Annotated in this window: 16 protein-coding genes and 1 pseudogene; 8 read left to right on the top strand and 9 right to left on the bottom strand. The window is 66.6% G+C overall.

Annotated elements, in window-relative coordinates:
- Positions 1 to 139: 139 nt before the first annotated feature.
- On the bottom strand, positions 140 to 1015 hold the full coding sequence (locus ACWDSJ_RS36295; RefSeq protein ID WP_450037331.1) for a helix-turn-helix domain-containing protein: 876 nt from the start codon (positions 1013 to 1015) through the stop codon (positions 140 to 142).
- 10 nt (positions 1016 to 1025) lie between these two features.
- Positions 1026 to 1214, bottom strand: a complete 189-nt coding sequence (locus tag ACWDSJ_RS36290) for a hypothetical protein (RefSeq protein ID WP_450037329.1) — start codon at positions 1212 to 1214, stop codon at positions 1026 to 1028.
- Between the two features lie 226 nt (positions 1215 to 1440).
- Here ACWDSJ_RS36290 and ACWDSJ_RS36285 point away from each other — a divergent pair, with 226 nt between their 5' ends.
- From ACWDSJ_RS36285 to ACWDSJ_RS36275, 3 genes and pseudogenes are all read left to right on the top strand, one after another.
- Positions 1441 to 2829: a hypothetical protein gene (locus tag ACWDSJ_RS36285; protein ID WP_450037328.1), complete on the top strand. Its 1389-nt coding sequence runs from the start codon at positions 1441 to 1443 to the stop codon at positions 2827 to 2829.
- On the top strand, positions 2826 to 3722 hold the full coding sequence (locus ACWDSJ_RS36280) for a phosphotransferase enzyme family protein (protein WP_450037327.1): 897 nt from the start codon (positions 2826 to 2828) through the stop codon (positions 3720 to 3722). Before ACWDSJ_RS36285 ends, ACWDSJ_RS36280 begins: the two co-directional genes overlap by 4 nt.
- A pseudogene (locus ACWDSJ_RS36275) lies at positions 3704 to 4323 on the top strand (creatininase family protein). The gene ACWDSJ_RS36280 and the pseudogene ACWDSJ_RS36275 overlap by 19 nt, the downstream one beginning before the upstream one ends.
- 4 nt (positions 4324 to 4327) lie before the next feature.
- On the opposite strand, the gene ACWDSJ_RS36270 reads toward ACWDSJ_RS36275, so the two are convergent.
- From ACWDSJ_RS36270 to ACWDSJ_RS36245, 6 genes are all read right to left on the bottom strand, one after another.
- The gene (locus ACWDSJ_RS36270; RefSeq protein ID WP_450037325.1) at positions 4328 to 4816 is read right to left on the bottom strand and encodes a hypothetical protein; all 489 of its coding nucleotides are present in this window, start codon (positions 4814 to 4816) and stop codon (positions 4328 to 4330) included.
- A 21-nt stretch (positions 4817 to 4837) separates the two neighbouring features.
- The gene (locus ACWDSJ_RS36265; protein WP_450037323.1) at positions 4838 to 5266 is read right to left on the bottom strand and encodes a hypothetical protein; all 429 of its coding nucleotides are present in this window, start codon (positions 5264 to 5266) and stop codon (positions 4838 to 4840) included.
- A 240-nt stretch (positions 5267 to 5506) separates the two neighbouring features.
- Complete coding sequence (locus tag ACWDSJ_RS36260; protein WP_450037321.1) at positions 5507 to 6361, bottom strand: helix-turn-helix domain-containing protein; 855 nt, start codon at positions 6359 to 6361, stop codon at positions 5507 to 5509.
- Positions 6358 to 6885 carry a DUF6879 family protein gene (locus ACWDSJ_RS36255; RefSeq protein ID WP_387356710.1) on the bottom strand — a complete coding sequence of 176 codons (528 nt, stop codon included), beginning with the start codon at positions 6883 to 6885 and terminating at the stop codon, positions 6358 to 6360. The genes ACWDSJ_RS36260 and ACWDSJ_RS36255 overlap by 4 nt, the downstream gene beginning before the upstream one ends.
- Positions 6869 to 7060 (bottom strand): hypothetical protein, encoded by a 192-nt coding sequence (locus ACWDSJ_RS36250; RefSeq protein WP_450037319.1) that lies wholly within the window; start codon positions 7058 to 7060, stop codon positions 6869 to 6871. The genes ACWDSJ_RS36255 and ACWDSJ_RS36250 overlap by 17 nt, the downstream gene beginning before the upstream one ends.
- Before the next feature lie 283 nt (positions 7061 to 7343).
- Positions 7344 to 8186: an alpha/beta fold hydrolase gene (locus ACWDSJ_RS36245; protein ID WP_450037318.1), complete on the bottom strand. Its 843-nt coding sequence runs from the start codon at positions 8184 to 8186 to the stop codon at positions 7344 to 7346.
- 246 nt (positions 8187 to 8432) lie between these two features.
- Between ACWDSJ_RS36245 and ACWDSJ_RS36240 the strand changes: the two genes are divergently transcribed.
- The 3 genes from ACWDSJ_RS36240 (at position 8433) to ACWDSJ_RS36230 (ending at position 10674) form a co-directional block, all read left to right on the top strand.
- Positions 8433 to 8627: a hypothetical protein gene (locus ACWDSJ_RS36240; RefSeq protein WP_387356714.1), complete on the top strand. Its 195-nt coding sequence runs from the start codon at positions 8433 to 8435 to the stop codon at positions 8625 to 8627.
- A 72-nt stretch (positions 8628 to 8699) separates the two neighbouring features.
- Positions 8700 to 10007: a guanine deaminase gene (guaD, locus tag ACWDSJ_RS36235; RefSeq protein WP_450037316.1), complete on the top strand. Its 1308-nt coding sequence runs from the start codon at positions 8700 to 8702 to the stop codon at positions 10005 to 10007.
- A gap of 37 nt (positions 10008 to 10044) precedes the next feature.
- Positions 10045 to 10674, top strand: a complete 630-nt coding sequence (locus ACWDSJ_RS36230; RefSeq protein WP_450037315.1) for a TetR/AcrR family transcriptional regulator — start codon at positions 10045 to 10047, stop codon at positions 10672 to 10674.
- Here ACWDSJ_RS36230 and ACWDSJ_RS36225 read toward each other — a convergent pair.
- Positions 10661 to 11857, bottom strand: coding sequence for an acyl-CoA dehydrogenase family protein (locus ACWDSJ_RS36225; RefSeq protein WP_450037313.1), 1197 nt, complete (start codon positions 11855 to 11857; stop codon positions 10661 to 10663). The genes ACWDSJ_RS36230 and ACWDSJ_RS36225 overlap by 14 nt on opposite strands.
- Before the next feature lie 208 nt (positions 11858 to 12065).
- On the opposite strand from ACWDSJ_RS36225, the gene ACWDSJ_RS36220 reads away from it, so the two are divergent.
- Both ACWDSJ_RS36220 and ACWDSJ_RS36215 read left to right on the top strand, forming a co-directional pair.
- Positions 12066 to 13019: a pseudouridine-5'-phosphate glycosidase gene (locus ACWDSJ_RS36220; protein ID WP_450037312.1), complete on the top strand. Its 954-nt coding sequence runs from the start codon at positions 12066 to 12068 to the stop codon at positions 13017 to 13019.
- Positions 13009 to 13698: an HAD family hydrolase gene (locus ACWDSJ_RS36215; protein WP_450037310.1), complete on the top strand. Its 690-nt coding sequence runs from the start codon at positions 13009 to 13011 to the stop codon at positions 13696 to 13698. The genes ACWDSJ_RS36220 and ACWDSJ_RS36215 overlap by 11 nt, the downstream gene beginning before the upstream one ends.

Here is a 13698-nt window from a genome sequence, read left to right as displayed (position 1 = left end):
ACCCGCTACGCCAAACGAGCCGCCTACTACCAGGCCGAACTCACCATCGCCGCCATCATCCTCTGGCTGCGATGACTTACAGGACACGTCCTAGGTGGTCCGCGTCGGTTCACCGGAGCGCGAACGAGGTTGTAGGCGCCTACAACCTCAAAAGCATTGACCTGGAATCTATTTCGCTCGAAGCGATCCGTCGAAGCTCGATGATCGCCGACCCGTAGTTACAGACCTCCTCGGCGCGTTCGAGGTAGAGGTCTCCGGCGTACGCCTCGACGTGGACGACGGGAGGCTGAGTCATCCGGGTTTTCGGCATCATCGGGAACGTCAGGAACGAGAACGGCCCGACCAGCGCCCCGATATGACTGCGGGCGGCATACGGGACGATGCGAATGCAAACATTGGCGCGCTCCCCGATCTCGGCCAGATACCGGCGCTGCTCGGCCATCACCGCCGGGCCACCCCATTCCTCGCGCAGCGCGGCCTCCGACACGAAGATCTCGATATCGAACGTCGAATCCTCCAGTCGCCGTTGTCGCTTCGTCTCCCGCTGAATCCACTCCTCGATCTCCTCGGTGGGCGCGTTCGGAGACCGAGTCCAGGCCACAGCTCGGCAGTAGTCGGGAGTGCGAACGATGGCGGGCAATACGATGACCCCCCACGCGGTCAGCCGGACGGCCGCATCCTCCAAGGCCGCGTACGGATCGAAATCGGTAATCGTCCGGTCCAGATGAGCTCGCCACCAGCCGCCGCCGTATTTCGCATTCAGGCGAGTCTCGTACGCCAGTGCCAAAACCAGCCGCCGTTCGTTGTCGGAGGCTCGGTAGAGGTCACAAAGAGTATTCATGTAGAGGTCACTCGCCGACCGCGCCGACAGCCCCTCTTCCAGGCGACCCATGGTCTGTGATGAGATCCCGAGAACGGCGGCGGCGCGCGCTTGGCTGACGTCTGCTCTCTTCCGCAACACATAGAGCTTTCGCCCCAACGCTCGGCGCGCGAGTGTGGAACCCATGGCAGTCATATGAATCCTTTCAGTACAGGAAAAGCCTTTGATAGGGCAGTGGTTTCATGTCCGGCGTGACCAGGTTGTCGACTGTCACCCGGGCGAGCTGATGTCGCGTTGCCTCGGAGGCGAAGGTTCGGGCAGCACGTTCATCCGCGCGATAGTGCTGAGCGGGCAGGCCGGGGAAGCCGAAGTCGACAATGAGATGCCACTGCATGATTCACCCCGGCACTTGCTCCGCATTTGTACTCTGGCTGTCCGCGATCGTTGAACGAGCAGATAGCTTTCCCTTTCGATTTCGGGCAGGTAAGTCCTCGTCCGAGACTCACAAGCGAACTCACCGATGCGTCACTTGCCGACTCGGGCTTCTCGCCTCGTAGGCGCTCGTAGGTGGCTACGCTGAATAGGTCGGAAGCTTCATCGAACCGCCCGAACGGAATCAGATGAACGTGGAGCACTGGCAGGAAAAACGACCATCGCCCGACGTGTGGGAGCACCCTGACATGCGCCGGGCTCTCGCTGTCCGCAACTTCGCGAAAGTGTTCACGATCTTGAAGACCAAGCAGTTCTCGCAACGCGCGATTCTCCGTTTGACCAACCTGAGTTCCGCGACCTTCCATGCGATCGTTCGGGAAGGCAGGGACGTCAAGGACATCGAAGTCCTGACGCGGATAGCTGATGGTCTCGGCTTCCCGCGTGGTTACATCGGATTGGCGTACGACGGAACAACTCAGCGGCTACTGCTCGATCCCGCCACCGCCCGAAGCCATGACGCCTCGGCGGATCAGCGTGAAGTCCAGGACCTACTCGCCTACGCATCGACAGTCGCCACCGGCTCCAATCCCGATGACGATGGTCACCGCTGGTGGCGAGAGGCATCGACTGGAGTCGCGGTCGAGCCCCCCGACCAAGTGGGGCTTCATGATGTCGCGAGTCTGAAGACATTCATTGCCGACATGCGGCGCATGGACTACCAGTTCGGCGGGGGATCGTGCCTGGAACCGATCACAGCCCAAGTCGGCTACGTCGAGCAGATCCTGCGGCGTTCGGACTACAGAGGGGAGGTAGGTGTCGAATTATGTTCCGCTGCTGCCGATCTCCACAACCTTGCGGGCTGGACCAGTATGGACGTGGGCCACTACTCCCGAGCGCGGCAACACTTCCGGCGAGCCCTCGCGCTCGCTCGTGAGATCGATGATCACAGCTTGCTCTCGAACATCTTCTATCGCACCGGCAGACTTCATCTGCACCAGCAGAAGCCGAAGACCGCGTTGCGTTTCTTCCAACTCGGTCAGCTGACTGCTCGAGACTCCGGATGTCCGCTGACGGTGTCGATGTTGTGCGCCAACGAAGCCTGGGCTTACGCGGTCTTGGGCAATCGCAGCCAAGCGATGCAGTCCCTCCATCGAGCGGGAGCGGAGTTCGATATCGTCTACCTCGCCGACGCCGCCGAGTGGGTCCGGTTCTTCGGCGAAGCCGATCTCCATGCCATGTTCGGCGTTACTATGACCGCCTGTCCCGACGCGAGCGTTGCCGACCTCGACACCGGGATCGCGCACATCACCGCCGCGATCGAACTTCGTGGTGACTGTATGGCCCGCAGCCGCGCTTTCGAATACGCCGACCTGGCCACCGCACATCTCCGCAACGGTGATCGCGCAGAATGCCTCGAGCAAGGTACAAAGGCTATAGCGGCGGCTGGGAGGATCCGGTCCATGCGCGCCCTCGATCGTCTCGTCCCCCTTCGTGCAGCGGCCGCGCGGCGGTCCCACGACGCCGAACTGCAAGAGCAGATCGTGAACCGGATAGGTGCACTGAGAGTTCGTATATGACAGAGATCGGCGAAGACCTCGATGTGGAACACGAGGTCGAGCATGTCCTACGCACCGCTTGTCATCAGGTCGGACTCCGCGCCTCGGGAGCGCGGCTGATCAAGTACACCAACAACGCCGTCTACGCGCTCGCCACCGAACCTGTCGTAATCCGCATCGCTGGCCCTTCGGTGGCGACGCATGTGCCCAAAGTGATCGCCGTAGCACGCTGGCTCGCGGAATACGACATGCCCAGCGTCCGCTTGGTCGAGGATCTCCCGCAACCTTTGATTGTCGAGGGTCGCCCAGTGACGTTCTGGCACAAGCTATCCGCGTTCCATGGTGCACCCACCGGCCACGACCTCGGGGTGATCCTGCGTCGCCTGCACCGACTTCCGCCTCCCGATTTCGAACTCCCCGAGTGGGACAAGCTCGCCGGGATCCGGCGTCGTATCGACGAGCAGGTTGTCCTGACCCCGGCCGAGGCGGAGTTCCTGATCCAACGATGCGACCAAATCGCCGCCGCCCTGGCGACGATCACGTACGACCTTCCCCCGGGCCCGATCCACGGCGACGGCTTCGTCGGCAACCTGATCCCAGGCCCCAACGGCCCGGTGATCTGCGACTTCGATTCCGCCGCAACGGGTCCCCGCGAATGGGATCTCACCCCCGCGGCCGTCGGCAAGCTCCGCTTCACCTACCCCGTCGACCACCACCGGCAACTGGCCGCCGCCTACGGCATCGACGTGACCACCTGGCCCCACTTCCCCATCCTCCGCGACCTCCGCGAACTCCAACTAGTCACCAGCGTCCTCCGGACCCTCCCCGAGAACCCGGCACTGCGTCCGCAATGGCAGCATCGATTCACAAGCTTGCGGAACCGCGATGACGCTCGATGGAGTCCGTACCGCTGACATCGGAGAATCGAGTGGACCTGATCACCACAGCCACCTCACACGACGAAGCGAAACGCTGTGCGTCCGTGGCGGTTCTCCCCGTAAACAGCTTCGAGCAGCACGGTGAGCATCTGCCGCTGATCACCGACACCGCGATCGCGTGCCTCATCGCGCGGTATCTCGCGACCGCGCACGAGTTGTTCCTCCTGCCCCCGATCACGATCTCCTGCTCCCACGAGCACGAGGGCTTCGCCGGTACGGTCAGCATCGGTGCCGCCACCCTGATGGCCATCACGTCACCTTGTTCCCGGGCAAGGACGAGTGGAACGCGGCGCGCGAGCACGCGGGGATGAGCACCAACGGTCACGACGACATGCACGGTGGTGAGCTGGAGACCTCGATCCTGCCGCACGCCCGGCCGGATCTCGTCGGCGAGGGCTGGCGCGACGCCGACCACGACGCACCCGACCGCCCCCATCTCCTCCTGACCGGTATGCGGGGCTACACGGCAACGGGCATCATCGGACGCCCCTCGCTGGCCACGGCAGCCAAGGGTGCTGCTGTACTCGAAAGTCTCACAACAACATTCGCGACCCATCTCGAACTACTCAACGGTTGACCGATCACGCCCGGGCGACCCCTGCCGAGACAGTGCGCCCGTCACGCGTGCGAACCGTGACCGTCGGCCGCTCGCCCGGACGGGCACGCACCACGGCGAAGGCGCGGCCTCGTCGATCGATGGGCGCGGTGTGCTGGTCGAGTTCGGATGTGAGCGTGACGGATTCGGCATCCTCGGCGGCGAGACCTGTTACGGCGTACCAGCCCACCCCGTCGGGGTCGGTCGCTGACTTGGTCGCCATCTTCGACAGCGCCATCCGGTCCGGCGTGCGGGTGGCGCGCGGGCGATCGACGCGGTAACTCCCGACGATGGAGCCCAGCGTGATCCAGGCGTCGTCACGGTGTTGGACGAACACCATCGTGCGGGACATGCTCCCCTCGACGAGAACGGCCACAACACCGCCCCGGTCGATGACGCCGACCGGCGCGAATTCCCGGTCCGCGTCTCGCAGAGCATCGACGGCCACCGCGACGGCGGGGGTCAGGGTGTCCATGATCAGCCCTTCTGTGTGTGGTCAGCAGATCAGCGCGACGGGATCGCTGTTCTCATCGGCATGATCCCACTCTCCGTAGAACCCGCTGTAAATGACCTCGATGTGGAACTGGTACAGGATGCCCCTGTCGCTGCACGACGCCGAATAGAGCGTTTCCAGGTCGGGCTCGGTGGACGTGTCGGTCCGTTCGCTGTGCAGGTAGTACTCGCCTCGGGTGAGGTCGTACCGCCACAGTTTCGCGGTGATGCTACGCAGGGTCGGGCGTCCGGTGCAGTGGGTTTTCCACCCGAAATTGATCGGGGCGAGCGAGCCGTGCCCGGTCTTGTAGGGCGGGTCGACGTGCAGGAAGCAGGTGATCTTGTCGGCCGCCTGGTAGTTGGGCTCGGCGGCGGCAGTGCCGGTCGCGGCGGCGACCAGAGCGCAGGCGGCGATGACGATACGAACGATCATGATGTCCCCCTTGTGATTTCGGTTCTGGTTCGCACGCTTCCGCGCGCACTATTCGACGCTGCAATCCAGGTGGAGTTGCATGATCTCGTGTCGCCCTCGCGCCACCAATCGAATCCCATGCTGCTCACCTCGGTCTGTCGGGCTGCTCTGAATGGAGGGCACCCGCCGCCGGTGAGTTCTGTCGCATCGTGCGCGGCGGCGGGGCCAGTTCGAACGGTAGGCAGTCCGGACAGGCGAGGTCTACGAAGTTGACCGATGTTGACGAAGGTCGGTCAACGCGCGGTCGATGAGGACGCGAGCCTTCGAGCTGTAAACAGCTCGCTGCGCGTAATGTTCGAACAGGCCACGATAGACGGCGATTTCGCCGGGCTGTTCAATTCTCAGAATCGCCGAATAGGTTTCGATCTCGACCTCGGCGTCGTCGGTGATCCAGAATTCGCACAACGGCGGATGTTGCCGAACACGTTGCGGCAGAACACCGAGCCGCACACGCGGAAGGTCCATGATCTCTCGCAGGTGCTCCAGTTGCCCCGCCGCCACATCGTCGGGGACAACCGCGGCCCGTAAGGCGTTCTCGCTGAGAATCATGTGGAACACACGAGAGGTGCGCAGCAGTTCAGCGCGCTGCATCCGCACCTGCACAGTCTCGGCCACGTCCGCCGCGGGGTAGCCGTTCAGCGCTGCGATGTCGCTGAGGATCGATGTCGCGTACTGTGCTGTTTGGGCTGGACCGGGGATGAGGGACACGCAGAAGACCTTGTGTCGCTTGGCTTGTCGCTCCTCTTCGAGGACCTGCTGCTGATAGCGGGTGGTGCCGGTTCGGTGCAGCCGTCGGAGCTGCACGTACATCTTCTCGATCTCGCGTGTGGCGGCGACCAGATCGGGCAGCAGGTCCGTAGCCTCGCAGACACGACACCACAGCTCCAGGTCTTGGACGCTCGGCACACGGTGACCGTTCTCGTGCTTGGAGACCTTCGTGTGATTCCAACCGGCTCGGCGGGCCAGTTCCCGCGCGGTGAGATGCGCGTCGAGCCGGATTTCGCGCAGCCGGTGGCCGAGCGCCTGACGGGCGCGGCTCGCGTCGCTGCTGCTCACTTCAGCGGCGGCCTGTACTCGTTGTGCGGCGTCGCCGCCTCCCACACCGACTCGAATGCTTCCCGGCATGCCCTGACGACGCGCGGATCGTGGACGATCTCGTTGCCCGCCCATGAGCCGTTGCCCGCGAAGTGGTTCCACACCACTCGGTCGTCGAACAGCCAGAAGTCGACGGGCGGCACGAGAAGGCCCGTCGCTTTGTGGCGAGGGAGCCAGCGGACGTCTTCGCCGCCTTCAGGGTTTCGGGTGGTAGCCCACTCGTAATGGATGTAGTCCGACAGCGGTTCGGACACGATCCGGGCGCGCCGGAGGTCGACACCGCGGGCAACCATCGCGCGGGTCATGTCGAGCCACGGCGCCCACCATTCCCGATCCTCGGTCTCCGTCAGTTGTCCCGCTTGCCATTTCGCGATCCGCTCGGTTTCGTCGGGGACCGCGTACACGTCGCGAAGTTCGAGATGCAGAGCTGAACGGGTGACGGACCCGTACAGGCCCGTCCATTGCTCGTCAGTCAGCAACTCCATTCTCGCCCTTCGGTAGGTAGGTCACGAGCGACTTCGGCACCCGGACTACGATTTCGCCTTCAGGAACAGCGATTTCGGCGAGCATCTCCGGATCGGTGACGGGGTAGCCCTGCCAAATGTATTCGTTGTCGGTCTCCCACAACCGGGGGTGACCCGTTCTTGCCACTCGATCCACCCAGAAACCGTAGTGCCATTTGCATGTCTCCCACTACTGCGTTGACCAGCGTTGGCCTGAGGCTACCGTGCTGCGGGCCCTAGCGAGTAGGGATCGGTCATCGTAACAGCGGCTACCTGCCTCACCGCGCGGGAACTCGCCCCCGCGTACGAGCTTTCGTCCTGCCCCCAAGCATGATCTCCAGCTCTCATGAGCCCCCGGGCCGCCGAAGAAGCTTCTGTATTCAAGAGGCGCACAACGGTATTCGCCACCCATCTCGAATTACTCAACGGCTGAACGAGATTCACGCCGAAGTGTCCAACCGCCCCACAACACCCCCAAGATGTTCCCCCAATAACGGCCCAATCCGATCCCAATCCCGTTCCGGCAGCCAATGTCCCGCCCCCGGCAACGTCACGAACCGATACGCCCCCCGCACATACCGCCGACAAGACTCCGCCGCCGCCCGGGTGATGTACCGATCCTCCGCCCCCCGAATGTAGAGCGTCGGAACCGCGACCGACCCCACCGGCCGGGTGAGGCTGAGCGGCATGGCCCGATACCAGTTCACCGGCCCCCGCATATCCGTCCGCTGGGCGTAGCGGGCGGCGGACTCGGCGTCCAAGCCGGATCGGATCAGTGCCCGGACCATCTGATCCTTCACCGACAACGCCAACTCCGGCAGCCACGGCAGTTGATTGGCGATCATGTACCACGACCGCAGGATCTGGGGACTCGTCACCATCGCCCGCATGAACGCGTACGGATGCGGCACCGACAAGGCCGTCAGCGACCGCACGCGATCGGGCCGTCGCGCGGCCAGATACCAAGCCAGCGCCGCACCCCAGTCCTGCCCGACGAGATGGACGCGCTCGGCCCGAGCCGCGTCGGCGAGCGCGAGCACGTCCCCGGCCAGCTTCCGCAACGTGTACGCCGAACGCGCCGCCGGTCGCGCCCGGGGCGAGTAGCCGCGCAGATCCGGTGCGAGCGAACGGAATCCGGCGCTCGTCAGCCCGGGGATCAGCCCGGCCCAGGACCACCGATCCTCGGGGAATCCGTGCAGGAGGATTACCGTCTCCCCGTTCGGCGCGTCCGGGCGGGCATCGGTCACCTCGAAAATCAGACCGGCATGGGTGAATTCGTCCACGACTCGACGCTAGCGCGGCACGGGAGGCGGATTCATCCACCGGCGGGCGGAGCGAACGTCCGACCCAGGCATCACTCGGGGACGGGCATCGCGACACACCCACACCGCACCAACGCTGCCCGAGCATTGTGCGGTTGCGATACCCCGTCCGCCGGTGCACCTTTGAGGAGAACGAATCGCGCAGCCGTGGGTGCAGGGGCCCGCGGCGGATTCGCTCGTGTCAGTGAAAGGTGCGGTCGTTCCGTGATGCCGGAATCATTGCAGCGCAAAGTGTTCGTGCACGCCGATGGGGCTTTGCCGGAGTTCATGTGCCAGGTGCATTTGTTGAAACTCACTCGCGATCGCGCGGAGGAGCTTCGGTTCATTCATCGAACGCATCGGCCCGACGAATGCATCGTGCACCTCGAGGCGGCGTACCTGCTACTTCGCCAGGCCGAGTGAACAGCTGACGCTTCTGTTTCGTTTCGCGCCGGGGCGGGTATCGCGCCCGGGATTGCTGGCGTGGAACGGGAGGTGGCTGTGCGCCCTGCGGTGTATCGCGGCACGGTGCTGCATTTCCTGGCGGACCCGGGAATGGCCGGGGAACCGGGAAGCTATGAGCTGTTCGAGGACGGTGCGCTCGCCGTCGACGGTGACGGGTTCGTGGCCTGGGTGGGGGAGTGGCCGCGGTTGCCGGAGGAATTCCGCGGCGAGGTCGTCGACCATCGCGGACAATTGATCCTTCCCGGATTCGTCGACGCGCATACGCATTACAGCCAATTCGACGCGATAGCGAGTTACGGCGGCGAATTACCGGACTGGCTGGCCGAATACATTTATCCGGCCGAGCGGCGATTCGACCGGACCGCGCACGCCGAATTCGTGGCCGAGCTGTTCCTCGACACCCTCGTCGCGTGCGGAACCACCACCGCCGCCGTGCATCCCACCGTCCACCCGGAATCGGTGGACGCCTTCTGCGCGGCCGCCGTCCGGCGCGGGATGCGGATGGTGTGCGGCAAGGTGCTCATGGACGACGGCCCGCCCGACCTGCGCGAGACCACCGCCGACTCCGAGCGGCACACCCGCGAGCTGATCGCCCGCTGGCACCACACCGCCCGCCTCACCTACGCCATCACCCCGCGTTTCGCCCCGTCCTGCACCGACGCCCAATTGACCATGGCGGCCCGGCTCTTTCACGACATGCCCGACGTCCGCCTGCAAACCCACGCCGCGGAGAACCTCGCCGAAACCGAGGACGTCCTCGACCGCTTCCCCGCCGCCCGCTCCTACGTCGACGTCTACGACCGCTTCGGCCTGCTGCGCCCCGGCGCCCTGCTGGCCCACTGCGTCCACATCGACGACCGCGACCGCGCCCGCCTCGCCGAGACCGGCACCGCCGTCGCCTTCTGCCCCACCTCCAACCTGTTCCTGGGCAGCGGCCTGTTCGACCTCGCCGCCGCGCGCGGGGCGGGCGTGCGGGTGGGTCTGGGCACGGATTGCGGTGCGGGAACGACCTATTCGATGCTGCGCACGCTCGGCGAGGCGTACAAGGTGGTGATGCTGCGCGAGGCCGGCCGCGACCACCCGCTGCGGCTGTCGGCCTGGCTCGGCCTGTACCTCGCCACCCTCGGCGGCGCGGAGGCGCTCGGGCTCGCGGACCGGATCGGCAACTTCCGCCCGGGCAAGGAGGCCGATTTCGTGGTCCTCGACTGGGCGGCCACGCCGGTGCTGCGACGGCGCACCGAGATCGCCCGCGATCTCGAGGAGCGGCTGTTCGCGCTGCTGACATTGGGCGACGAGCGCGCGGTGTCGGCCACATACGTCATGGGTCGGCTAGGCTGAGGATCACTCATCTTTTCGAGACACAGGTGGGAGAACGATGCCGCCGAACGCCGGGCCTCGACGCCGCAGCCCGTCCCAGGAACGGGCCAAGGCCACCCGCGAGCACATCCTGGACACCGCCGCCCGGCTGTTCGGGCAGCGCGGCATCGGCGACACCTCCACCAACCGGATCGCCGCCGAGGCCGGGGTCAGCATCGGCACGGTCTACCGCTACTTCGCCGACCGCTCGGTCATGGTCGAGGAGCTGCTCGAACGCCTGCTGGTCGACATCGAGAAACGCCTGGAACAACAGCTCATCGACACCGCCGACGAACCCCCGCTCGGGATCGTCACCGGCGTGCTCGAGACCGTCACCGACGAACTGGTCGCCCGCACGCCCCTGGTCAAGGCGCTCATCGCCGGAATCCACTTCTACAACAGCTCCGTCCCCGACTTCGAGCCCCGGCTGCGGTCGCTGATCAAGCAGATGCTGATCCGCGTGCACGGCGTCGGCGACGAGCGCAAGTACGACACCATGAGCTTCGTCGTGCTCAACACCTGCTTCGCCACGCTGTTGCGCGCCACCGCCATGGAGATGGATCCCGCCCAACGTCGGGACACCATCGGCGTCACCGCCCGCATGATCACCGCCTGGCTCGACGTGGAGCGCGACCTCACCGCGGCGTGATCGCCTGCGCCGCAACGCTGTTGAGGAAACTGCGCGGCGGCGTCCCGTTCACGGTGTGGTCGCCGATCAGCGACGCCTTGTACGCGGCGGGATTGTGTGAGGACACCGTGCGCGCGTTGCGCCAGTGCCGATCCAGGCCCGGTCCCGATCGCACCGCGCTCGCGCTGCCCGCGTCGAACAGCTGCCACGCCGCCGCCCCGACCAGGTCGGTATTGGCCACCTGCGTCGCCGCCGACTCCAGCAACGCCCGCCGCGCCCGCTCCTGGGTCGGCTTCGCCACGAAGGCGTCGAGGGTCTCGGCCAGATGCAGCACCGCGGCGCGGGCGGTGTACGCCTTGGCCCACACCGTTCCCACGATCTGGAGGACCTGCGGATCGGCGCTCGGCTCCTGGGTGGGCGCGAGCGGGTAGGAGCGGGTGCGGCCGCGCACCAGCTCCGCCAGATCGGTGGCGATCGCCCGCGCGATGCCCGCCTGGGTGGCGGAGTGCACGAACTGGTAGAACGCCTCCATATAGTCGTTGGTCAGCGGATCATGGTGGCGCAGAACATAATCCGGGTCCACCCGCACATCCTCGAACACCGCGGTGCCGCTGGCGGTCAGGCGTTGCCCGAAACCGTCCCAGTCGTCGATCACGGTGATCCCCGCGCTGCGGCGCGGCACGATCGCCGAGACGAACTCCCCGTTCTCGCGCACCAGCACATTGAGCCAGTCCGCGTACAGACTGCCGGTGGTGTAGTACTTGCGGCCCGACAGCACGTACCGGTCGCCGTCGCGGTCCAGCCGGGTGGCCAGCGCGGTCAGATCCGGCGTGCTCAGCTCGGCCCCGGCCGGGCCGAAGAACCCGCCCGTGGCCGCCGCGCGGAGCAGCGTCTCGCGGGCGACCCCCGTGGGCGCGAACCGCAGGATCTCGGTGAGCCCGAGGTGCCCGCGGAAGATCTGCGCCAGATTCGAATCCCCGGCCGCGATATCGATCAGCACCTCGGCGAGCACCCGCACGGGCGCGCCCGACCCGCCGAACTCGACCGGCACCCGCAACGCCCCCACCCCGGCCGCGAGCAGGGCCGCGAGCTGGTCGGTGGGCAGTTTGTGCTCGGCGTCGCGGGCCGCCGCCTCCGCGCCGAGACCGGCGACGACCTCCCCGATGGCGGCCAACCGTTCCGGCAGATCCCCGGCAGCTCCCATGCGCACCCCACTTGTTCTGCGGCCGAGGCCATTCCGGCGCCCCACCGTATCGGATACCCGAAATGATCACCGCTCCAAGACATTTGCCGGAAGACATACATTCAACCCGGTTTCAATCGTTTACACCGGGATCGTCCCACCGCACGATGGGCCACGGATCAGGGAATCTCGCTTCGACCCGTACCGCTCACGAACGGATGTCACGCACGTGCCCGACACTGACCGCACCGCCCCGCTGTTCCGCTTCTCCGCCGAGGTCGCCGACACGCTCGCCCGCGGCGGCCCGATCGTCGCGCTGGAATCCAATGTGGTCGCACACGGCTTCCGCTACCCGGACAACGTCCGCATCGCGCTCGAGGTCGAGGACGCGGTCCGCGCGGCCGGTGCGGTGCCCGCGACGATCGCCGTCCTGGACGGCCGCGTCATGGTCGGCGCGAGTCCCGCCGAACTCGAAAGGCTCGCCACCGCAACCGATGTCGCGAAGGTGACCAGTCGCGACATCGCGGTGACGCTGGTGCGCGGCGTGCCGGGCGCGACCTCGATCGCGGCCACCATGGCCCTCGCCGACCGCGTCGGCATCGCCACGGTCGCGTCGGCGGGCCTGGGCGGGGTGCATCGCGGCGCGCAGACCACGATGGACATCTCCGCCGACCTGACCGAGCTGGCCCGCACCCGGCTCATCGTGGTGTGCGCGGGGGTGAAGAAGATCCTCGACGCCGGGCTCACGCTCGAGTTCCTGGAAACCCAGGGCACCCCGGTGATCGGCTACCGCTACGACCGGTTCCCCGCGTTCTACTGCCGCGACAGCGGATTCCGCGCCCCGGCGCGGCTGGACGATCCGGCCGAGATCGCGCGGGCCGCCGGGCTGCACCTGCGCCTCGGCGGTTCGGGGTCGGTACTGGTCACCCATCCGATCCCGGAGGCCGACGCGCTCGACGGCGACCGGATCGAGGCCGCGATCACCGCCGCGCTGGCCCACGCCGAGGCCGAGCGGGTCACCGGTCCCGCGGTGACCACCTTCGTGTTGCGCGCGGTCGACGCGGCCACCGGCGGGGACGCCGCGACCGCCAACCGCGCGGTGTTGATCAGTACCGCCGTCGCCGCCGCCGAGATCGAGGCCGCGCGCGCCGCCCTCGAGGTAGGAGTCCCCGATGCCGTCTGACGCCGCCCGCTCGGCCCTGCTGTTCGATCTGGACGGCACCCTGCTCGACACCCCGCGCGCCATCGCCGAACAGTTCGCCCTCGCGGTCGAGGCGGTCACCGGCACCCACCCCGGCGAGGAGCGGGCCCGCCGCCTGGTCGGAACGCCGCTCGAGCGCATGGCCGCCGAATTGTCCGGCGCGGCACCGGATTCGGACGTCGCGCGGGCGGTGGCGGCCGAATACCTGATCCGCTTCCGCGAGATCATCGTGCCCAAGGCCGCCGATCTGCTGTTCCCCGGCGTGCGCGGCGGGCTGGAACGCCTGGCGCGCAGCGGTTTACGCCTCGCGGTGGTCACCAGCAAGAAACATCGCAGCGCCGAGCTGATCCTCGACGCCGCCGGGATCGCCGACCACTTCGAGGCGGTGATCGGGGCCGACGACGTCGAGCACCCCAAACCGCATCGCGCCAGCGCCGACGCCGCGTTCGCCGCGCTGGGGCTGACCGACGCCGGGCCCAGCGGCGCGGTCATCGGCGACACAGCGTCCGATATCCAGCTCGGCCACGCGGTCGGGACGTTCACCGTCGGCGTCACCTACGGCGTCGGCACCACCTACGAGATCGACTCGGCGGCACCGGATTTCGTCGCCCACCTGTTCGACGACGTCACCCGCACGCTACTGCTCCGCCTCGGAAAGTGA

This window comes from Nocardia sp. NPDC003482, assembly GCF_053588115.1.
Note: the sequence above shows the minus strand (reverse complement) of the source record. Positions and strands in the feature narration are given on the sequence as shown.